Source organism: Stutzerimonas kunmingensis (assembly GCF_014764705.1).
GTDB lineage: Bacteria > Pseudomonadota > Gammaproteobacteria > Pseudomonadales > Pseudomonadaceae > Stutzerimonas.
Genome location: NZ_JACXXG010000011.1, coordinates 101019 through 121949 on the forward strand (window position 1 = coordinate 101019; position 20931 = coordinate 121949).

The window sequence follows — 20931 nt, forward strand, 5'->3', positions numbered from 1 at the left end:
TAATGCTAGCGGAGCAGGATGGAAATTGCATCCGGGCTGCACTCGAACCGCCGGCTAGCTCAACAATCGCGCACCAAGCGCCTCGACTATCGTAGCCAGCACCGGGTTGTGCCCGCCGATCCGCACCTTGAGGCCATCGATCTCGCGCCTCGGCGGATACTGTTTGCGCAGCAGATCGAACCCGGCCCGACGCTGCGCCTCATCGCCAAGCAGGCTGCGGCGGAAGTCAGCATCGTCGCGACGCGGATCGTAGACCGCCCGGCACAGTGTGGCCAGCATCTCGGCGGGCTCTGCAGAGGATGCAAACGCCAGCTCGGTGAGTGCCGGGCCGGGCATCAGCTGCGCCAGCTCGATAGCCGGCTCGACACCACGCGCCGCGCAAAGCGCCGCGTATATCTGCGCCGTACCGCGCAGCTTGCCGTCCAGGCTGTACCCGGCTATGTGCGGCGTAGCGATACGGCACAAGCCGGCCAGTGCGACGTCGACCTGAGGCTCGCCTTCCCAGACATCCAGCACGGCTTCCAGGTCCGGTCGCTGCAATAGCAGGTCGCGCAGCGCGGCATTGTCCACCACAGCCCCCCGACTGGCATTGATCAGCCAGGTACCGGGTCGCAATCTCGACAGTCGCGCCTGATCGAACAGGTGAAAGGTCGGCCAGTCGCCCCCCAGGGTCAGCGGCGTGTGCAGGCTGATCACATCGCACTCCGCGAGGATCTCATCCAGCGAGACGAAATCGCCTGCCTCGCGGACCTGCCGCGGTGGATCGCAGACGCGCACGTCCCAGCCAAGCCCGCGCAGCACTTCGAGCAGCCGCCCGCCCACCTCACCGGCACCGACCACGCCGAAACGCCGCCTGGCCAGCGCTTCACCGCGCACCTCCGACAGCGCGAGCAAGCCGCCCAGCACATAGTCGACCACGCCCCGCGCGTTGCACCCCGGTGCGCTGGCCCACTCGATGCCGGCCTGCTCGAAATAATCCAGATCCAGATGATCGGTGCCTATCGTGCAGGTCCCGACGAATCGCACTGCGCTGCCTTCCAGCATCTCGCGGTCGACCCGAGTCACCGAGCGCACCAGCAGCACGTCGACATTCTCCAGTGCAGCTCGATTGATGCTGCGGCCGGGCATGCGGCGAATCTCGCCGAAACCGGCAAAGAACTCATCGACCAGCGGAATGTTTTCATCGGCAAGGATATGCATTGCACGGCTCCGGTGAGGGGGAGCACATTCTAGACGGCTTGCCACTGCTTTGCCGCCTTCCTGAGCGTAGCCACGCGGCGTAGACTAGCGCGCTTCTTGTATACAACCGGAACGCCCAGTAATGCCCACTGAGCTCAGACTCAGACGGGTCCGCCTCGAATTGCGCACCCTCTTTGCCCTTGCCCTACCCATGATGATCGCCCAGCTGGCCAGCACGGCGATGGGTTTCGTCGATACCGTTATGGCCGGACGCGTAAGCCCGCAGGACCTGGCCGCCGTCGCGCTAGGCAATTCGATCTGGGTGCCGGTATATCTGCTCGTCTGCGGAATCACCCTGGCGACCACGCCGAACGTCGCGCAGCGCTTCGGCGCAGGACGGCATGGCGAAATCGGCCCGCTGGTTCGCCAGGCGTTGTGGATGGGCGGCGGCATCGGTGTGCTCAGTGCATCATTGATGTGGAACGCGGAGCCCGTCCTGCATCTGATGCGTGTCGAACCGGCCCTGGTCGAGCCGACCATGGACTACCTGCGCGCTGTCGCCTGCGGATTTCCCGCTGTCGCTCTGTATCAAGTGCTGCGCTGTTTCAGCGACGGGCTGGGCCATCCGCGGCCAAGCATGGTGATCGGTATCCTCGGACTGCTGCTGAACATTCCGCTGAACTATGTGTTCATCTACGGCAAGTTCGGCGTGCCGGCGATGGGCGGCGTCGGTTGCGGCGTTTCCACGGCATTGGTGATGCTGTTCATGTTGGTGGCGATGAGCGTCTGGGTTAAGCGCGCACCGGCCTATCAGGCCAGTCAGCTGTTTTCCCACTTCGAATGGCCACGCTGGCCGATGCTGCGTCATCTGCTTTCGGTCGGCGTACCAATCGGGGTCGCGGTGTTCGCCGAGGCCAGCATCTTCTCGGTGATCGCCCTGCTGATCGGCGCCCTCGGGGCAACGGTTGTCGCCGGTCACCAGATCGCACTGAACTTCACTTCGCTGATCTTCATGATTCCACTGTCGCTGGGTATGGCGGTGACCGTGCGCATTGGTCAGGAGCTGGGCCGCAACGCTCCACGCGACGCTCGCTTTGTCGCCGGCGTCGGGATCGGCGCCGCTCTGGTATATGCCTGCTTTTCCGCCAGCGCCATGCTGCTGTTCAGCGAGCAGATCGCGCGGATCTATACCCCTGATCCGGCCGTGGTCGCCGTCGCTGCCAGCCTGTTCCTCTACGCCGCGCTGTTCCAGTTCTCCGATGTGGTTCAGGTCACGGCTGCTGGCGCGTTGCGCGGCTATCAGGACACCCGCATGACGATGGTCTACACCCTCTTCGCCTACTGGGGGATCGGTTTGCCGTTGGGCTATCTGCTCGGCCTGACCGACCACCTCGGCGCCGCCAGTGGGCCTGCCGGTCTATGGCAAGGCCTGATCGCCGGCCTGAGCTGCGCAGCTCTATTGCTCAGCGTGCGCCTGGCCCGCAGCGCCCGACGCGAGATTAGTCGGCACACTGCGCTTCGCAGGGCGGCCGTCTGACAAAGGTCGGGATGGGGCAGCGCGGATCATAGGCTGCGTTCGATTCGGCCGTCGGAGCGCGCCAGGTAACCCGTGCCACACTCCCAAAGCAGCGCAGCGCGGTCCTCGGTACCAAGTGCGTCGAGTCCACCACGCAGCGCATAGGCGGTGAAGCCGAGCTGCGTCAGTAGGAACACCGCGTTGGCGCTGCGCTTGCCGCTTTCGCAATAGCAAAGGTAGGGCCGCTGCGGGTCCAGCAAACGGGTTTTCAAACGCAGCAGGTGCAGCGGCATGTGCAGCGCCTGCATGGCATGGCCCTGCTCGTAATCATCAAGCAGACGCACATCCAGCCACTGCGCACCGCAGGCCAGCAGATCCGCCACGCCATCCAGATCGACTTCGCCAACCACCGGTGCCTTGAGCAGCTCGAGAAAGTCCGCCCGCGCCAGGCGGAGCACCCGACCGTCCTCAACCATCGCGACACTGGCATTACGCGGTCGCTCCTCGAGTAGCGCCTCTTCGCCGAAACAGGCTCCGGGTTCCAGCTCGGCCAACAGTTGCTCACCGCTGCCGGCGGCCTTCAGGACCTGCGCGCAGCCGCTCTTGAGGAAATAGCAGCAATCGCCGGCTTCCCCTTCGCGTAGCAGGGTTTGCCCGGCGGATACCTCGATCTCCACGAGGCGGCTGAGCATGCTGCGAATATTTGCCGGTGGAACCTGGGCGAACAGCGGATTCTCCAGCAGGCGCTCCAGCCACTCCCCGTCCTCGCCCTCCATCGACAGCTGCAGCAGCACATCTTGCAGGGCTTGGCGCCAGGACAGCAGCCGCTCCAACTCCGCGCTGTCCACCGTCAGCAGCTGGCAGTCATCCAGCGCCCTCGCCTCCACCAGGCGGCCCGCAGCAAGGCTGTATAGAGCAGCCGATGTGCCCGCCACCAGCCGCGTTTGCTGCCCGTCGTGATCGGTCAACAGCAGGCTGCCCGCCATCAGGTAATGACGTTTCGAACTCAGCTCATCACCAAGGTCGAGCAACTGCCCAGGCGCAAGCACGAGCGGCACTATGCGCACGCGAAGCTCCCACAACTGGCGTGGCGACAAGCCATTGAGCGGGACCAGATTACGCAGCTGATCGGGGTGCAGCGGTTTGTTCATCCGACAAAATCCAAACGTCTATCCGTCAATCAGCTTCTGCAGCTGGCCCTGAGCAGCACGGCGCCCTTGCAGTCCACCGGTATGGACGAATATCAGCCGCGTGCCGGCGGGAAAATAACCGCGCTCGACATAAAGGCGCAATGCCATCATGGTCTTTGCAGTGTATATCGGATCGAGCGGCACGCCACCCTGGCGCTCGGTATCGAGAATGAACTGCGCCAACTCCCTGTCGAAGCGACCAAATCCGCCACGACTGGCGTCCAGCAGTTCATAGCCGCTGGACGCCACGCCGGCTTGCGCGAGCAAGTTGGCCACGCCGGCATCGACGGCGTGGGAAGGCGGCCCTGCCAGCGCGCCGAACACCCGATGCCTACCTGCCTCGCCGATGACCAGACCTGCCAGCGTCGTCCCGGTGCCGGCGGCCAGCCAGAGCGCGTCGTAGTCCTTCCAGCCGAGCGACGCGAGCGCGGACTCCACTCTCGGAACGAGTCCGGCGCATCCCAGGGCGCCGGGCAAACCGCCGCCACCTTCAGGGATGCAGTAGAAACCTGGATATCGCGCTCGCCATGGCGTCCAGTAGGTAGGCAGATTGCGCTCCCGGTACCCAGCGTAGCCGAGCCAATGCAGCTGCATGCCCCAGGCACGTAGATCGGCGACCGTTGGCGTTACCTGCTCATGGCCGCGCAGCAGGCCGACAGTAGGCAGGCCGAGTCGGCGGCCGGCTGCAGCCAGCGCATGCAGATGATTGGAGTGCGGGCCGCCGAGACTGATCAGCCCCGGCGCAGCGACAGAACGCGCTGCATCGAGATGCTTTACCAATTTGAACCACTTGTTGCCGGACAGCTCGGGATCCAGCAGATCGAGCCGCAGCACCGCAACCTCGACCCCGCTGCGCGCGAGCCAGTCCAATGACAGCGGCTGCAGGATCAGCGGAGCATCGAAGCCGAGATCGGATTGAACGGAGGACAAACCGCTCAGCTGCCGGTGCGCTGCCGGTCTTCCTTGCGGTGCCGGGCGCAGCAGTTGGATTCGCCGATCACGAAGCGACTCGGCGCATCGATCTTGTCCAGGGGCATCGCGCAACGCTCACCGCTGGAAAGCGCCGCGACGCAGGCCGGCTTCTGATAATGCTCCAGCCACTGTCGGTACTGCTCCTCGGAGACAAAGCACTTGGCAGCAGCATAAGCCAGAGGATTGGCGCGGTAGCGGGCCAGGTCCTGCAATGAGATCGTCAGATGCCCGGCACCCGGGTGGTAGGCCATGAACACGACCCCTTGTCGAGACAGTTCCTCCAGCACCCGGTCACCGCTGTGGCGCAGCGTTTCGCACTCGGTCTTGAGCCGCTGGATTTCCTCTTCCAGCTGTGCATCCAGTTCGTTGCGGTAGGCCAGCTCGACATCGCGGATCGCCACCTGCTCCTTGTACTCCGCAATCGCCGCCGCGATACGGGCCTGGGCTTCATGCTCGAACTGCTCCCGGGCGGCGCCGATCTCAACCCGGCCGCTGACCTCCAGCGTACGCAGCTGCTTGCTCATTTCCTCACGCGCTTTCTGGAAACTCTCGCCCTGGGCGGTCATCTGCGCATGCAGGCTGGCGTTCAGCTCGGTCTGCTGTTGCAGTTGCTGCTGCAGCGTGCGGATCTCCTCCTGCAGTGCCTTGCGTTCCTTCTCCGCGGCAGCCGTGAGCTTGAGCGCGTCTTCTTCGCGCAGACGCTCGAGGTTGGTAATGCGTTGGCGCTGCTGCTTGATCAGCAGCGCAGCCTTCTGCCGCTGTTCACGCTCATGGCTTTCGGAACGTTTCGCGGCTGCCTCCTTGCCGGCCTCGGCTGCATACCAGGTGTCTTCGGCGACCATCTGCAGACGTTCCGCAGGTACGGCCTGAGGCGTCTCCTCTTCGACCAGCAGGCCGAGCTGGTTGCGCTTGATGGTCTCGCGCAACACAACCAGATCATTGCGTTCGGGACCGACCTTGGGATCCCACATGTGCATTTGGTGCCAGGAGACCGGGCACTGGCTGCGGCAGGCCAGGCGAATCGGTCCGGCCCCCATGTCCGGACCACGCCCGGTACGCTCGGCCAACTGACGCAGGGGAATGTTCCAACCGGCGTCGGCAGAGCCGTCGTCATTGAAGTCGAGACAGAAAAACACCGCGGCGCGCACCTGCAGCCGCGGATTGATCATTACGTAGACAGCATGCATCTGGCGGTCTGCGAACTCGGGTAGCGCGACCACCCCATCCAGCACCGCTTCGAATTCGGGATACAGCATTTCCTTGCAGATGGAGCCCTCATTGAAGAACAGGACGGCTTCGACCATCTGCGGTTTGTTCTGCATGCTCGATTTCCTTTATCGCCCGCAACTGCGAGCCAGCGATTAGCGAAACGAGCGGCCATCCGATGCCGTCGTCCCCTTGGTGCCGCAAGTTTAGGGGAAATGTTCGCGCAGGCAATGTGACTCGGTTGGCAGGGAGTCGCCGCATCGGACGCCGTTCGACCAGGCGCCCAGCGGATTTGCGATGAGCTTAGCTAAATCACTTGCCGCGGTAGGCAGCGAGACGTCGCTTCATCTCGTCGCCCAAGGCCTGCAAGCCACTCATGGGCCGGATCATGACCTCGAATTCGACAATCTTCCCTTCGTCATCGAAGCGGATCATGTCGATGCCCTTGAGCTCACGGTCACCCACCCGGGCGCTGAACTCGAGGACTACATCCGCACCCTGGGCGCTGGCCAGCTCACGGTGGTAGCGGAAGTCCTCGAAAACCTGCAGCACGGTGTTGAGTATCAGGTTCACCGTCGCTGCCCCCTCATACGGCGTGTGAGCCATCGGCGAGCGAAACACTGCCTGCGGATGCAGCAGCTCCGGCAGCCGGCTCAGATCTCGCTCAGCGATCATTCGGTGCCAGGCCTGCAGGCTATTGGCAGCCCCCGGTTGCAGCGCGATTGCAGTTTCCATGCGTGATCCTCTTTGCGGATGTGCCGATGGCCTAGAGCGCCGCAGCCAGGCGACAGCCCTGATTGATCGCGCGCTTGGCGTCCAGTTCGGCGGCGACGTCGGCGCCACCAATCAGATGCACCCGCGCGCCGGCGGCTTCAAGGCCTTCCTGCAGCTCACGCAACGGCTCCTGCCCGGCGCAGAGAATCACCGTATCCACCGGCAGTACCTGCGACTCGCCTTCGCCCACGCGGATGTGCAGACCGGCGTCATCGATCTGCAGGTACTCCACCGAATTGAGCATCTGCACGTGCTTGTTCTTCAGTCCGGTACGGTGGATCCAGCCAGTGGTCTTGCCCAGCCCGTTACCCACCTTGGACTTCTTGCGCTGCAGCAGATAGACCTGACGCTTGGGCGCATGCGGAGCCGGCTGGATGCCGGCGATACCGCCGCGCACCGACAGCCCGAGATCGATACCCCACTCCTTCCAGAAGGCTTCACGATCCAGGCTGGTGGATTCGCCTTCGTGGGTGATGTATTCCGACACGTCGAAGCCGATACCGCCTGCGCCGATCACCGCGACGCGCTGGCCGACCGGCTTGCGCTCCAGAATCGCATCCAGGTAGCCAATCACCTTCGGATGGTCGACCCCCGGAATTGCCGGCACTCGCGGCGCGATCCCGGTCGCCAGGATGATCTCGTCGAAGCCACCGGCCAGCAGCGCTTCCACCGTCGCGCGGGTGTTCAGACGAACCTCGACTCCGGTTTCTTCGAGGCGGTTCTTGAAGTAGCGCAGGGTTTCGTAGAACTCCTCCTTGCCCGGCACCCGCTTGGCAACATTGAATTGCCCGCCGATTTCGGCGGACGAATCGAACAGCGTCACCTCGTGACCGCGCTCGGCTGCGATGGTCGCAGCGGCGAGCCCCGCAGGCCCGGCACCGACGACGGCGATCTCCTTCACCACGGTAGTGGGGATGTAGTTCAGCTCGGTTTCGTAGCAGGCACGTGGATTGACCAGGCAGGTGGTCAGCTTGCCGCTGAAGGTGTGGTCCAGACAGGCCTGGTTGCAGCCGATGCAGGTGTTGATGCGCTCGCTGTGACCGGCGGCGGCCTTGTTGACGAACTCCGGATCGGCGAGGAACGGCCGCGCCATGGAGACCATGTCCGCATCGCCCTCGGCCAGCACCTGTTCGGCGACCTCCGGGGTATTGATCCGGTTGGTGGTGATCAGCGGAATGCTTACCTCGCCACGCAGCTTCGCGGTCACCTTGGTGAACGCGGCGCGTGGCACCTTGGTGGCGATGGTCGGAATCCGCGCCTCGTGCCAACCGATGCCGGTATTGATCAGCGTGGCGCCCGCCTGCTCGATGGCCTTGGCCAGTTGCACCACCTCTTCCCAGACACTGCCGCCTTCGATGAGGTCGAGCATCGACAGGCGATAGATGATGATGAAGTCGCTGCCCACCGCTTCGCGCACGCGGCGCACGATCTCCACCGGCAGGCGCATGCGATTCTCGTAGCTGCCACCCCAGCGATCGGTGCGGTGGTTAGTGTGCGCCACCAGGAACTGATTGATGAAGTAGCCTTCCGAACCCATGATCTCGACGCCGTCATAACCGGCTTGCTGGGCCAGGCTTGCGCAGTTGACGAAGTCGCGGATCTGCTTCTCGATGCCCTCCTCGTCCAGTTCGCGCGGGGTGAACGGATTGATCGGCGCCTGGATAGCGCTCGGCGCCACCAGCTGCGGGCTGTAGGCGTAACGCCCGGCATGCAGGATCTGCATGCAGATCTTGCCGCCAGCTTCGTGAACCGCCTGGGTAACGATCTTGTGCTCTTCGGCCTCCTCCGGCGTGGACAGCTTGGCCGCCCCGGCGCGCACCGAGCCTTCCTCATTGGGGCCGACGCCGCCGGTGACGATCAGGCCGACGCCACCGCGAGCGCGCTCGGCGAAGAATGCCGCCATCCGCTCGAAGCCGTTGGGCATTTCCTCCAGGCCCGTGTGCATGGATCCCATCAGGGTGCGGTTGCGCAAGGTGGTAAAGCCCAGATCGAGCGGAGCCAGCAGTTTCGGGAAAGCGGTCATCGAAGCATCCTCATCATGACGAGTGCCGAGCCTCATGGGGCTACGGTCGGTATGCAGCGACGATAAACAGCGAAGGTGCCGCACTCAATGATCCAAAGTGACAACTTTTTGATCCTTCTGCGCAAAAAGCTTGGCAACAGGCGCCGCGTTACCTACGCTGACGCAATCCCTCACTGCCCTGCCTCACATGCGCACCTCAATCAATATCGTGCTGTTGCTCGTCCTCGCGGCAGCCTCATTTGCCGTCTACCTCGACTGGACGCAAGACCGTCGTAGCGGCCCACTGCTGTCCGATCTGCGTACGCTACCCATCGAGGACCACGGGCAGGCCGGAAGCGCAGGCAACCTGCTGGGCATCGAGACGCGGCTGCAGCCTGCCGACTATCAGAGCCGCGAGCGGCTGCAACTCAAGTTTCGCACCTACCTCAAGCAGGCGGCCGAAGCCGGCATGCTCAGCGAGCGAACCGTCGTGGTGCTCCCCGAACACGTTGGCACAGGCCTGTTCGCCCTGGGCGAAAAGCCGGAAGTGCAGCAGGCCCGCACCCTGCGCGATGCGATGCAGTGGATGGCGCTCAGCAATCCCGGCAGCTATCTGCGCGCACTGCCGGATAATCAGGGCGACGATCGGCGTACCGGTGCGGTGTTGCGACTCAAGGCCCGACAGATGGCAGAGGAATACCAGAACGTCTTCGGCGGCCTCGCCAGAGAGTTCGGCGTTACCTTGGTGGCTGGCTCGATCGTGCTGCCGGAGCCCTATCTGGAGAACGATCAGCTGATGATCGGCGATGGCCCGCTGCGCCAGGTAAGCCTGACCTTTGACGGTCGCGGCAAGCCTCTCGGAACGCTGCAGTACAAGCAGGCGTTGAGCCGTTACGAACGCCGTTACAGCGTTGCCCCCATCCCCGAGCGTCGACGGCTGATTGAAACACCGGCGGGCTCGCTGGCAGTGCTGCTGGGCTGCGATGCCTACCTCGAGCAACCGCCTGCCGAAGCGAAACTGCTGGCTGTACCCGGCGCGCTGGCAGATCCGCAGGCGAGCTGTGGCAGTACACATTCCGACGCGCTCAGCGCAAGACCGCACATGGCCGTGCATACCCTCGCCTTGCCCTGGAATCTACTCGGCTCGCCGCGCCGCCCGGCGCCCCCGGGCCACGGCGTCCCGGTCCAGGTACGCAATCAATGGCTCGGCAGCACCCCATGAATGCGCAACGGGTGCGCCTGGGCGATCTGTCGGTCGGTTTTCTGCACAGCCTCAACGATGCGTTGCAGCTGTACGGCCATGACCCTCAGCCGCTTTTGCTGGCCTACGGACTGGATGGCGAGCGGCTCGCTGAGCCGCATGCCCGCCTCTCGATCCCCCGTTACATGCGGCTCGGGCATGCGGCCATCCAGCTGGCTGGCGATCCCGCTCTGGGCCTGGAGATGGGCCGCCTGCGCAAGCCCGGGCACCTCGGTCTCGCCGGGCTGACCGCCGCTCAGGCGCCCACCGTGCGCGAAGCGGCACGGGCACTGATCCGCTACGAGGCGCTGTATGCATCCAACTACCGCGGCAGTTCGAGTTTTCATGAAGATGCGTCAGGCGCCTGGCTGCGCTTCTATTCCATCAGCCCTTACAACGCCTACAACCGCTTCGTCGTCGATACGGTGCTCGCCAGCTGGATCTCGCAGCTCAGCCGCTTGAGCGGACAGCCGCTGGTGCCGATGGCGATCCACATCGAGTTCGAAGCCCCTGACTACGCCTCGCGCTACGACGAGCAGTTCGGCCGGCCGGTAATCTTCGGCGCCGAAGCGAATCAGCTGCAGCTGGATCAGCGCAGCCTGGCGTTGCGCAACCCGGATCATTGCCCCGGCACCTGGCGGCATCTGCTGGAGCTGTGTGAAGCCGAACTGGAACGGCGCACCCGCACCCGTAGTCTGCGCGAGCGGGTCGCACAGATTCTCGGGCCGATGCTCAAGGGTCAGGAGCCGGACCTGCAACAGATCGCTGCACGTCTGCAAATGCCGGCCTGGACACTGCGCCGCAAGCTGGCCGAAGAAGACAGCAGCTATCGCGCGATCCTCAACGACACCCGCCGCGACCTGGCCATGGCCTACATTCGCGACACCGAATCCGCTTTCGGCGAGATCGCCTGGCTGCTTGGTTTTTCCTCAGCCGAAGCGTTTCAGCGTGCCTTCAAGCGCTGGAGCGGGCAGACGCCGGGAGATTATCGCCGGGCGCAGCGGCGCGGCGCGTGAACGGCGCATACGCGAGCGGCGCTCAGAGTTCGACCGCATCCTCGGCACAGTCCGGGTGATCCTGCTCAGCGGCATGCCATTCCAGTAGTTCGTCCTGGTAGTCGTCCATCGCTAGATTCCTCAGTCGTCGGCGGTTGCCCAAGGCCTGATGCCTGTCTGTGCATCAAGGTTCATGCCAGCAGGCTACAACCGCCAAATGAAGGAATCGTGACGTGCCTTGAGCCTCGCGGGCGGCCAGATCACGGGGCACGCGCGAGTGGCATGCCCCAAACCGGGGCGCGCCTTCAGGGTGAAGACAACCCCGCCGCATTCATCGCCAGGCGCAGCAGCCAGGCGACGATGCCGAGCGCCAGCACGCTTCCACTCCAGATCAGCACCAACCAGCTCATGCGCTGCCAGAGCGGGCGCTGCTCACGCTGTACGGGCGGTTGGTTATCCAGATCTGCCATCAGTGATACCCGTCCTCGGCACTGACCTTGCCGCGGAATACGTAGTAGCTCCAGGCCGTGTACATCAGGATCAGCGGCAGAATGAGCAGCGCACCGACCAGGGTGAAGCCCTGACTCTGAGGCGGTGCGGCTGCCTCCCAGATGCTCACCGACGGCGGAATGATGTTTGGCCAGAGGCTGATGCCCAGACCGCTATAGCCGAGGAAGATCAGCGCCAGCGTCAGCAGGAATGGCGTGTAGTTGGCATAGCGCTGAATCGAGCGCAGCAGTCCGAACGCGCAGAGCAGCACCAGCACCGGAACCGGCATGAAATACAGCAGGTTGGGCATGCTGAACCAGCGCTCGGCGATATCCGGATGGGTCAGCGGCGTCCACAGGCTGACGATACCGGTGACCACCAGCACCGCCCACACCAGCGGAATGCCGATGTCGTGCATGCGCCGTTGCAGGTCGCCAGCGGTGCGCATCATCAGCCAGGTACAGCCGAGCAACGCGTAGGCAACGATCAGCGCCAGTCCGCAGAACAGCGAGAACGGCGTCAACCAGTCCAGCGCCCCTCCGGCATAGGCCCGGTCCTCGACCGGCAACCCGCTGATGAACGCGCCAAGTACCACGCCCTGGAAGAAGGTAGCGACCAGCGAGCCGCCGATAAAGGCCCTGTCCCAGACATGCTGCCGTTCCCGAGCTACCTTGAAGCGGAACTCGAACGCCACCCCACGAAAGATCAGCCCCATCAGCATGAAGATGATCGGCAGATAGAGCGCAGACAGCACCACCGAATAGGCCAGCGGAAACGCGGCGAACAGCCCGGCACCGCCGAGTACCAGCCAGGTCTCGTTGCCGTCCCAGATCGGCGCGACGGTGTTCATCATAACGTCGCGCTCCGAGGCGTCCTGCACGAAGGGAAAGAGGATGCCGACACCGAGATCGAAACCGTCCATCACCACGTACATCATGATGCCGAAGATGATGATCACCGCCCAGATCAGTGAAAGATCGATACCCATGGCTCAGTTCCTCTCGCCCAGTTGATCGCTTTGTCCCTCGGGAAGGGCTTCGTCCGCCGCGGAGATCGGTCGCATCGGCGTGCGCGCCTCGCCGGGCCCACCGGTACCTTTCTCGCGCCCTTCGCTGATCACCGGGCCTTTGCGCACCAGGCGCAGGACGTACACCATGCCCACCCCGAACACGGCGAAGTAGACGACCACGAACATCGCCAGAGTGAGCCCCAGCTGGCCGGCGCCGTGATTGGATACGGCATCGGCGGTGCGCATCAGGCCATAGATCACCCAGGGCTGACGCCCGATCTCGGTGGTGTACCAGCCAGCCAAGATGGCGATCAGCCCGGAAGGCCCCATCAGCAACACCAGCCGCAGGAACGCGCGTGAGCTGTACATCCGGTCGCCCCGCCGCAACAGCAGACTCCAGATACCGGTGACGATCATCAGAAGGCCGAGCGCGACCATGATGCGGAACGTCCAGAACACGATCGTCGAGTTCGGCCGGTCCTCGGGCGGGAAGTCCTTCAGCGCCGGAATCGGTTCGTTCAGGCTGTGATTGAGGATCAGGCTGGCGAGATAGGGAATCTCGATCTTGTAGCGCGTTTCCTCGGCCTCCATGTCCGGCCAGCCGAACAGCAACAGCGGCGTCGGCCCGCCTTCGGAGTTGTCCCAGTGCCCTTCCATCGCGGCGATCTTCGCCGGCTGATGCTCGAGGGTGTTCAGCCCATGAAAATCACCGATCACCGCCTGCACCGGTGCCACCAGGAGGGCCATCCACATGGCCATCGAGAGCATCTTGCGGATCGCCGGGTTGTCCTTGCCGCGCAACAACTGCCAGGCCGCCGACGCGCCGACGAAGAACGCCGTGGCGAGGAACGCGGCGACCGCCATGTGCGCCAGTCGGTAAGGGAACGACGGGTTGAAGATGATCGCCAGCCAGTCCACCGGCACCACGATGCCGTCGATGATCTCGTGCCCCTGCGGCGTGTGCATCCAGCTGTTGGACGCCAGAATCCAGAAGGTCGAGATCAGCGTACCCACGGCCACCATGAGCGTGGAAAAGAAATGCAGGCGTTCGCCAACCCGATTCCAGCCGAACAGCATGACCCCGAGGAAACCCGCCTCCAGGAAGAACGCGGTCAGCACCTCATAGGCCAGCAGCGGCCCGGTGACGCTGCCGGCGAACTCGGAGTAGGCACTCCAGTTGGTGCCGAACTGGTACGCCATGACGATTCCCGACACCACACCCATGCCGAAATTGACCGCGAATATCTTCAGCCAGAAGTGGTAGAGGTCGCGATAGACCTCCTGCCGGGTCTTCAGCCAGAGCCCCTCGAGCACGGCGAGAAAGCTGGCGAGCCCGATGGTGATCGCCGGGAAGATGATGTGAAAGGTGATGGTGAAAGCGAACTGGACGCGCGCCAGCTCTAGTGCTTCCAATCCGAACATGGGCAACAACTCCTCGTCAAATGAGCGCCCGCGTCGTCGATGACGGTAAAAACGGGGTCCAGCACAAGTGACAGCAGAACGCGCCAAGGGTGCGCCGCGCGTGCCGCGCCATCTCGTCGCGCCCTCTGGATCGGCGGTCGATCCATCGCGCTCCAGCGGTCTATGCTGGTCGTAGCCGCGTCAGCCTTGGAGTACCGCCGGTGCCGATTCACACCTTCATCCCGCCATACATTCTCGACCGCATCATCGACCGCGGCTCGCCCTACCAGCGCGGCTGCGCTCAACAGACGCTGCACCACGTGCAGAGCCTGCTGCCCAACCCCGGCCCGCCACGACCCACAGCCATCGCCGAGCTTGGCGAGCTGCGCACGCCCGGCCACCCACAACGACGAATCCATGACGCCGAGCAGCAGATGCAGCTGCCGGGCACCCTGCGACGTCGCGAAGGTCAGCCGGCCTCCGGCGACGCCGCGGTGGACGAAGCCTACGACGCGCTCGGCGCGACCTACACATTCTTCTGGCAGGTTTTCCAGCGCGACTCGATTGATGACCTGGGGATGCCGTTGATCGGCACCGTGCACTACGGCCAGGGCTACGAGAACGCCTTCTGGAACGGCGAGCAGATGGTGTTCGGCGATGGCGACGGTGAGCTGTTCCAGCGCTTCACCCGCTCGCTGGAGGTGGTCGCCCACGAACTGACCCACGGCCTGATCGAGAGCGAAGCCGGGCTGGTCTATTTCAACCAGCCAGGAGCGCTCAACGAATCAGTGTCGGACGTGTTCGGCGTGCTGACCAAACAGTACGCGCTCGGCCAGACTGCGGCGGAGGCCGACTGGCTGGTCGGCGCCGAACTGCTCACCGGCAAGGTCAACGGCGTCGCCCTGCGTTCCATGGCCAACCCGGGCAGCGCCTACGACGACCCGCTGCTCGGTCGCGACCCGCAGCCTGCGCACATGCGCGACTTCATCGAGACCCGCGACGACAACGGTGGCGTGCATCTCAACTCCGGCATTCCCAACCGCGCCTTCTACCTCGCGGCCATGGCGCTGGGTGGTTACGCCTGGGAGCAGGCCGGACGAATCTGGTACGCCACCATCTGTGATCCACAACTGCCCAATGATGCGGACTTCGCAACCTTCGCCGGTGTGACGCTGAACCACGCGGCGCAGCTGTTCGGTCGTCAGTCGCCTCAGGTTCGGGCGCTGTATGAAGCCTGGACGTCAGTGGGCGTAGCACTGCGCTGAGGAGGCAGGATGAAGATGCCAGCACTGGGACCGGAAACCTCGTTGCGCGTATCGCGCCAGGGCGGTTTCGTCGCGGCGCCAAGCCTGGCGCGACCCCGGCAGATCGAATTCGCCGACTGCGACGCAGAGCAGCGCCGCGGCCTCTGCTCGGTGGTCGAACGCTGCCTGCCGGTCGCCAGCAAGAACGTCGGTGCCGGCGATCAGCGCTTCTTCCGGGTCGAACTGCACTACCGACGCGAGGACACCGACGCCGAACTGATCCTGCAGATCGCCGAGGACCGAGCGCCACAGGAACTGATGCAGCTCTGGCAGAACGGCGCCATCCCCGGCGACAGCTAGAAGCGGATCACGCCGCCGTCCGCAAGCAATGCGGTGATCTGCGCCGCCGGCAGCGGGCGTGAGAGCAGGTAGCCCTGGAACTCGTCGCAACCGTTGCGACGCAGGAAATCGAACTGCGCGGCGTTCTCGACCCCTTCGGCCACCACCGTCTTGTGCAGGCTCTTGCCCAGCGAAATGGCGGCACGAGCGATCATCGCCACTTCCTCCTCCTGTTCGAGCCCGGTGACCAGCGATCGATCGATCTTGATGATGTCCAGCGGAAAACGCCGCAGATAGCTGAGCGCCGAGTAGCCGGTACCGAAATCGTCCATCGCCAAGCGAAAGCCCCGCGCCTTGAACTCGGCCAGGATGGAAACCGCGCGGGTGCCGTCTCCGAGAAATACCGTTTCGGTGATTTCTAGTTCCACTTGGGTCGGCGGCAGCCCTATTTCGTCGAGCACCACGAGGATGCGTTCGACCACATCGTCGCCAAGAAACAGCAGCGGTGACAGGTTCACCGCAATCAGCAGTGGCGTGCCGCGCCCCTCGTTCCACTGCCGAGCATCGGTGAAGGCGCGGCGCAGGATGGCCAGGGTCAGCGGCATGATCAGCCCGCTCTCTTCGGCCACCGGGATGAAACGATCCGGCCCTATGACCCCCAGCTCCGCGTGGGTCCAGCGCGCCAGCGCCTCGACACCGACAATCCGCCGCGTCGCATCGACCTTCGGCTGGTAGTGCACCGACAACTCGTTGCGCTCCAGCGCCACGCGCATGGCGGCTTCGAGATTCAGACGCTCATCGGCGATCCGGTTGAGATCGTGGGTGAAGAACTGGAAATTGTTGCGCCCACGCTTCTTCGCCGCGTACATGGCGATATCGGCGTGTTTGAGCAAGCTTTGCGCATCCTCGCCGTCGTTGGGGAACATCGCCACACCCAGGCTGGCCCCGACCTGAAACTCGCGACCGGCGAGCATGACCGGCCGGCGGATTTCGTTCAGCACACGCTCCAATAGCGAGATCACTGTGCTGATGCGGTAGTGATCGCTGAGCACCAGCACGAATTCATCCCCACCGACCCGCGCCACGGTGTCGGAGCTGCGCAGGCTACCGGCCAGCCGAGCCGCAATACTCTTTAGCAGCTCGTCACCAGCGACATGCCCGAGCCCGTCGTTGATGAACTTGAAGTTGTCCAGGTCGATGAATACCAGCGTCAGGTAGTAGCCCAGGCGAGCCGCACGGGCCAGGCCCTGCTCGATGCGGTCGTTGAGCAGGATGCGATTGGGCAGGCCGGTCAGCAGATCATGGTTGGCCTGACGTTCGAGCTGCTGTTGATAATGCTTGCGCTCGGAGATGTCCTGCACGGTGCCTTCGTAGCAGATGAACTCGCCGCTGGCGCCTCGCACCACGTGCGCGTTCTCGGATATCCAGATGCGTGTGCCGTTGCGCCGATAGACCTCGGACTCGAAGTTGAGCACCTCGCCCTGCTGCTCCATCAGCTGGCAGAACACTTCGCGACGCCCACCCTCGACGTACAGGCGACGCTCTATGTCAGCGAGATCGGCCACCAGCTCGGACGCACTGTCGTATCCGTAAATGCGCGCCAACGCGGGATTCGCGGCCAGATAGCGGCCATCGCGGGTGGACTGGAAAATGCCCTCCGAAGCGTTCTCGAAGATGCTGCGATAACGCAGTTCGGCCTGCTCCAGCGCTTCGAGCACTGCCTTCTGGGCGGTGATGTCCTCGATGAAGCCCTCCACCACGATCTCGCCCTGCTCATCGGGCACCGCGACGCCGCGCTCGATGACCCATTTGAGGTTCCCCGCGGCAGTGCGGATCCGGTAATGCACGGTGAATCGCCCCATTCCGGCGACAGCATTATCGATGCAGCGGCGGACGCGAAGCCGGTCATCCGGATGGGTGATCCGGTCCCATGAGATGCCGTTGTCGTCGACCAGATCCGCAGCACTGTAGCCGCACAAGCCTTGCGAGCCCTGGCTGACGAAGATCATCGTCCAGGGCGCGTCGTTGCGGCAGCGGTAGGCCATGCCTTCGAGGTTGTTGACCAGCGTGTCGAGCACACGCGAGCGGTCCAGCACCTCACAGGTGAGCAGGCTGCTCCGGCGGTTGGTTCTGGCAGAGAGTTCTTGGGTCATTGATCTGGGCTTGAAGTGGTTATCCTGCATGACCCGGAGCTGCGACAATGCTGAGGCTGTCGCCCGGAGGTCTGCAGGAAAGGCAGAAAGCCGATGCGCAGCAAGAAACGCTCCATGGATGGCACATGGCCACCCGTCGAGCCCTCGTCCCGCCTCCGGCCAGGAACCGCGCACCATAATGTGACGTACCGGTCACTGCTGAGCCCCATTTCAGGGCACCGGATCGCCTGATCCTGTTCTGCCATGGTGCCTGCTATCCAAGCGCGGCTCGGCACGCATCGGATCAGCACTGGACGTCGCCGCTTCTGGAACGCTCAGGGCTACCCGCCTTCGCCGGCTCGCTGCGCTGCAGTGCTGCTGGCAAAAGAAGCGCAGTCACGCCAGCGGCCAGCGCCGCAAGCAACACGACCGGGCCGGCGGCGTTCCAACCGAAAGCCGCGGTCACGCCGCCGACCACTACCGGGCCCAGCAGTTGTCCCAGGTTGCTGCCCTGCATCATCAGGCCGACCGCAACTGGAACGAGGAAGGTCTCCCGCGCAGCCAACGGTGCGGATGCCAGCAGCGTGGCCGGGATCAACCCACCCACGGCTGAAAGCAGCAGGCACAGCAGGAAGGTCGCCTGCGGTTCGAACCAGCCCAGGAATATGCCTATCCCGGACGCCCCCATGACGCCGCTGGCAAACAGGATCAGCGAACCACGCCCGGCGCCGCGCGTGAGCAGATAGCCAGCAGCAAGGTTGCCGCTGACATTGACCACACTGGCCAGTGCGCTCAACAGCCCCGCACTCCGATATGAAATATCCATACGCTCCATCAGCAGAACCGGCAGAAAGCTGAACAGAGCGAAGAACATCAGGCTGTACAGCGCGAAACCAACCGCCAGCAAAACGCTGGCTCGGGAAAACAGCACGCGCCGAATATTTCCCAGTAGCCGTCCGGGCATGCCAGACGAAACGCCAGCGGGTACGCAGCAGCCCACCGCCATCGCGGCGATTACCGCCACCGCCGAACCCGTCCACCACAACCCTTGCCATGTCTGGAACAGCGGCCCAGCGACCATGGCCAGCGCCATCCCGCTCGGCATGAAGCAACTCCACAGCGAGAAGGCGCTGTCCCGCGCAGCGCCGGTCGTCAGGCGTTCCAGAATCGCCGGCCCGGCGACGATGATGAGCAGGAATCCGAGTCCTTCCAGCAGCCGGGAAATCAGCAGCAGCGCGAATGACGGTGCGGCGGCGCCCGCGACGCCGGCAACCGCGGTTACCCCGAGCCCCAACAGCAGGGCCCGCCGATCTCCGACTGCCGCCACCACCGCACCGGCCGCCGCTCCCCCGAGCAAGCCGAGCACCGCGAATATGCCGGTCAACCAGCCGGCTCCGGCGAGATCGACCCCAAGGTCCGCCTGTAACAACGGTGTGGCAATGGCAGCCTTGCCCAAATGCAGAGCCGCCACGACTCCGCAGCCGAGCACGACCCAGACGACCAGCCTCGCGCGGAGCTGCCGGGCGACATTCATTCCGGCACCCCGACCGGATTGGCGGCGAGTGCGGCGGCCACGCGAGCGACGTGCCAGCCCTGGTAACGGGCGCCTTGCAGTTCATTTTCGCTCGGTTGGCGGTCACCGCCGCTGCCGTCATCGGCCAGTGTCGAGGCGCCATAGGGCGTGCCACCGGTTATGGCATCCATCCGCAGCTGCCCCTTGAAGCTGTACGGCAGCCCGACCACAACCATCCCCAGATGAAGCAGTACGGTGTGCGTCGCCAGAATCGTGCTCTCCTGGCCCCCATGCTGGCTGCCGGTCGAGGTGAAAACGCTGCCCACCTTGCCGACCAGCCGGTCCTCGGCCCATAGCCCGCCACATCGATCGAGGAAGTTCTTCATCTGCGCGGCCATGTTGCCGAAACGCGTCGGCGTGCCGATCACGATGGCGTCGTAGTTCGGCAATTCCGCCACGCTCGCCGTATCCGCGGGCTGGACCATCTTGTACCCCGCATTCTGCGCGACCTCTTGCGGAACGAGTTCGGGCACCCGTTTGACGTCTGCCAACGCGCCCGCTTCGCGTGCGCCTTCGGCGACGGCATCGGCAAGTGCTTCGACATGCCCATAGGATGAGTAATAGAGCACCAGTACGTTCGTCATTGCTGCAGTCCTCCGATGGCATTGACTGGAGCCAGGCTAATGACTAAAAACGCTCTCGCGGAGTGATTAAATTTCGATCAACTCGATCTATGGAGCAGATCATGCTCGATGGCATGACACTGGATCAGATTCGTACGTTCGTAACCGTGGCCGACAGCGGCAGCTTTCGATCCGGCGCGGCACGGCTGCTGCGCGTGCAATCGGCCATCAGCCATGCCATCGCGAATCTGGAGACGGAACTGGGCCTGCAGCTGTTCGATCGCAGCGGCTACCGCCCCGTCCTCACTCAGGAAGGTCAGGCACTGCTGGCCCACGCACGCGACATCCTGCTGCGCGCCGATGCCATGCGTGCTCGGGCGCGGGCGCTGGGTGCGGGTGTCGAGCTGGAACTGACCCTGGTGGTGGATACGCTGTTTCCGATCGAATCGGTGGCGCTCGCCATTACCCGGGCCAGCGTCGGATTTCCTTCCACCAGCTTTCGCCTGGAGTCACAGGCCCTGGGCGGCCCCATCGCAGCGCTGGATGAGAGGCGCTGCACACTCGCGATCATCGTCGGCGAGGATTTTCGCAATCCCCGGCTGGCGCTAGAGGCGATTGGCTCGATTGCGCAGATTGCCGTCGTACGCAGCGATCATCCGCTGGCCGAACTCGGTAGCCGTGCGCCACTCGGCGTGCCGGATCTCGCCGGCCATCTGCAGATCGTGCTTGCCGATCCCACGCCACTCTCCGAGGGCCGCTCATTCGGCGTTCTGTCGCCCTTCACCTGTCGGGTGAATACCCAGGAAGCGAAGGTCGCACTGATTCGCGCCGGACTCGGCTGGGGACGGCTCCCGGCATGGCTGGTTGAGGAGGATCTGGCTTCAGGGCGGCTGGCGCGCGTCGCCATTCCCGACCTTGGCAGAAACAGCGAGGTGCAATCCGAAGCCTACCTGGCGCACCGGCTGGATGAGCCACTCGGGCCTGTGGCACAGGCGTTCCGCCGCGCCTTGCTCGAGCAAGCCAGCATCTAGCCTCACGACAGTGCTCGTCCAACCTTATCCAAATGAGCAGCGCTCAGTAGCCGCTGCCCGCGTATTGCCGAGGCCA

The 20931-nt window shown here is 64.2% G+C and carries 18 protein-coding genes; 6 read left to right on the plus strand and 12 right to left on the minus strand.

From position 1 onward, the window contains the following. Positions 1-54 precede the first annotated feature (54 nt). Positions 55-1200 (minus strand): 4-phosphoerythronate dehydrogenase PdxB, encoded by a 1146-nt coding sequence (pdxB, locus tag IEG05_RS11150; protein WP_046620073.1) that lies wholly within the window; start codon positions 1198-1200, stop codon positions 55-57. 121 nt (positions 1201-1321) lie between these two features. Here pdxB and IEG05_RS11155 point away from each other — a divergent pair, with 121 nt between their 5' ends. After that, a complete protein-coding gene (locus tag IEG05_RS11155) occupies positions 1322-2716 on the plus strand; it encodes an MATE family efflux transporter (protein ID WP_046620071.1) in 1395 nt (464 codons plus the stop codon). A 26-nt stretch (positions 2717-2742) separates the two neighbouring features. Here the strand turns inward: IEG05_RS11155 and IEG05_RS11160 are convergent, their stop codons facing one another. From IEG05_RS11160 to IEG05_RS11180, 5 genes are all read right to left on the minus strand, one after another. After that, complete coding sequence (locus tag IEG05_RS11160; RefSeq protein WP_046620067.1) at positions 2743-3846, minus strand: cyclic nucleotide-binding domain-containing protein; 1104 nt, start codon at positions 3844-3846, stop codon at positions 2743-2745. A gap of 18 nt (positions 3847-3864) precedes the next feature. Continuing rightward, positions 3865-4815: a 1-aminocyclopropane-1-carboxylate deaminase/D-cysteine desulfhydrase gene (locus IEG05_RS11165; protein WP_046620064.1), complete on the minus strand. Its 951-nt coding sequence runs from the start codon at positions 4813-4815 to the stop codon at positions 3865-3867. 5 nt (positions 4816-4820) lie between these two features. After that, complete coding sequence (locus tag IEG05_RS11170; RefSeq protein WP_191122059.1) at positions 4821-6179, minus strand: chromosome partitioning protein ParA; 1359 nt, start codon at positions 6177-6179, stop codon at positions 4821-4823. A gap of 196 nt (positions 6180-6375) precedes the next feature. Then, positions 6376-6798 carry a nuclear transport factor 2 family protein gene (locus IEG05_RS11175; protein WP_014820531.1) on the minus strand — a complete coding sequence of 141 codons (423 nt, stop codon included), beginning with the start codon at positions 6796-6798 and terminating at the stop codon, positions 6376-6378. A gap of 31 nt (positions 6799-6829) precedes the next feature. After that, the gene (locus IEG05_RS11180; protein WP_046620059.1) at positions 6830-8860 is read right to left on the minus strand and encodes an NADPH-dependent 2,4-dienoyl-CoA reductase; all 2031 of its coding nucleotides are present in this window, start codon (positions 8858-8860) and stop codon (positions 6830-6832) included. Between the two features lie 187 nt (positions 8861-9047). On the opposite strand from IEG05_RS11180, the gene IEG05_RS11185 reads away from it, so the two are divergent. Both IEG05_RS11185 and IEG05_RS11190 read left to right on the plus strand, forming a co-directional pair. After that, positions 9048-10061, plus strand: a complete 1014-nt coding sequence (locus tag IEG05_RS11185) for a carbon-nitrogen hydrolase family protein (protein ID WP_046620056.1) — start codon at positions 9048-9050, stop codon at positions 10059-10061. Beyond that, on the plus strand, positions 10058-11095 hold the full coding sequence (locus tag IEG05_RS11190) for an AraC family transcriptional regulator (protein ID WP_041014199.1): 1038 nt from the start codon (positions 10058-10060) through the stop codon (positions 11093-11095). Before IEG05_RS11185 ends, IEG05_RS11190 begins: the two co-directional genes overlap by 4 nt. Positions 11096-11379: 284 nt before the next feature. Here the strand turns inward: IEG05_RS11190 and IEG05_RS11195 are convergent, their stop codons facing one another. The 3 genes from IEG05_RS11195 to IEG05_RS11205 are packed head-to-tail and all read right to left on the minus strand — an operon-like array spanning position 11380 to position 13994. Next, entirely contained in the window at positions 11380-11544 is a 165-nt protein-coding gene (locus tag IEG05_RS11195; RefSeq protein WP_046620053.1) for a DUF2474 domain-containing protein, read from the minus strand. Further along, positions 11544-12551 carry a cytochrome d ubiquinol oxidase subunit II gene (gene cydB / locus IEG05_RS11200; RefSeq protein ID WP_046620050.1) on the minus strand — a complete coding sequence of 336 codons (1008 nt, stop codon included), beginning with the start codon at positions 12549-12551 and terminating at the stop codon, positions 11544-11546. The genes IEG05_RS11195 and cydB overlap by 1 nt, the downstream gene beginning before the upstream one ends. Before the next feature lie 3 nt (positions 12552-12554). Then, complete coding sequence (locus tag IEG05_RS11205) at positions 12555-13994, minus strand: cytochrome ubiquinol oxidase subunit I (RefSeq protein WP_046620048.1); 1440 nt, start codon at positions 13992-13994, stop codon at positions 12555-12557. A 200-nt stretch (positions 13995-14194) separates the two neighbouring features. On the opposite strand from IEG05_RS11205, the gene IEG05_RS11210 reads away from it, so the two are divergent. Beyond that, positions 14195-15238 carry a M4 family metallopeptidase gene (locus IEG05_RS11210; RefSeq protein WP_046620045.1) on the plus strand — a complete coding sequence of 348 codons (1044 nt, stop codon included), beginning with the start codon at positions 14195-14197 and terminating at the stop codon, positions 15236-15238. A 9-nt stretch (positions 15239-15247) separates the two neighbouring features. Further along, complete coding sequence (locus IEG05_RS11215; protein ID WP_014820538.1) at positions 15248-15577, plus strand: protealysin inhibitor emfourin; 330 nt, start codon at positions 15248-15250, stop codon at positions 15575-15577. Here IEG05_RS11215 and IEG05_RS11220 read toward each other — a convergent pair. The 3 genes from IEG05_RS11220 to wrbA form a co-directional block, all read right to left on the minus strand. Next, positions 15574-17709: a putative bifunctional diguanylate cyclase/phosphodiesterase gene (locus IEG05_RS11220; RefSeq protein WP_152664409.1), complete on the minus strand. Its 2136-nt coding sequence runs from the start codon at positions 17707-17709 to the stop codon at positions 15574-15576. The genes IEG05_RS11215 and IEG05_RS11220 overlap by 4 nt on opposite strands. A 283-nt stretch (positions 17710-17992) precedes the next feature. Next, complete coding sequence (locus tag IEG05_RS11225; RefSeq protein WP_046620041.1) at positions 17993-19222, minus strand: MFS transporter; 1230 nt, start codon at positions 19220-19222, stop codon at positions 17993-17995. Further along, on the minus strand, positions 19219-19845 hold the full coding sequence (wrbA, locus tag IEG05_RS11230; protein WP_046620038.1) for an NAD(P)H:quinone oxidoreductase: 627 nt from the start codon (positions 19843-19845) through the stop codon (positions 19219-19221). The genes IEG05_RS11225 and wrbA overlap by 4 nt, the downstream gene beginning before the upstream one ends. A gap of 101 nt (positions 19846-19946) precedes the next feature. Between wrbA and IEG05_RS11235 the strand changes: the two genes are divergently transcribed. Further along, entirely contained in the window at positions 19947-20855 is a 909-nt protein-coding gene (locus tag IEG05_RS11235) for a LysR family transcriptional regulator (protein WP_046620087.1), read from the plus strand. The last annotated feature ends 76 nt before the right edge of the window (positions 20856-20931 follow it).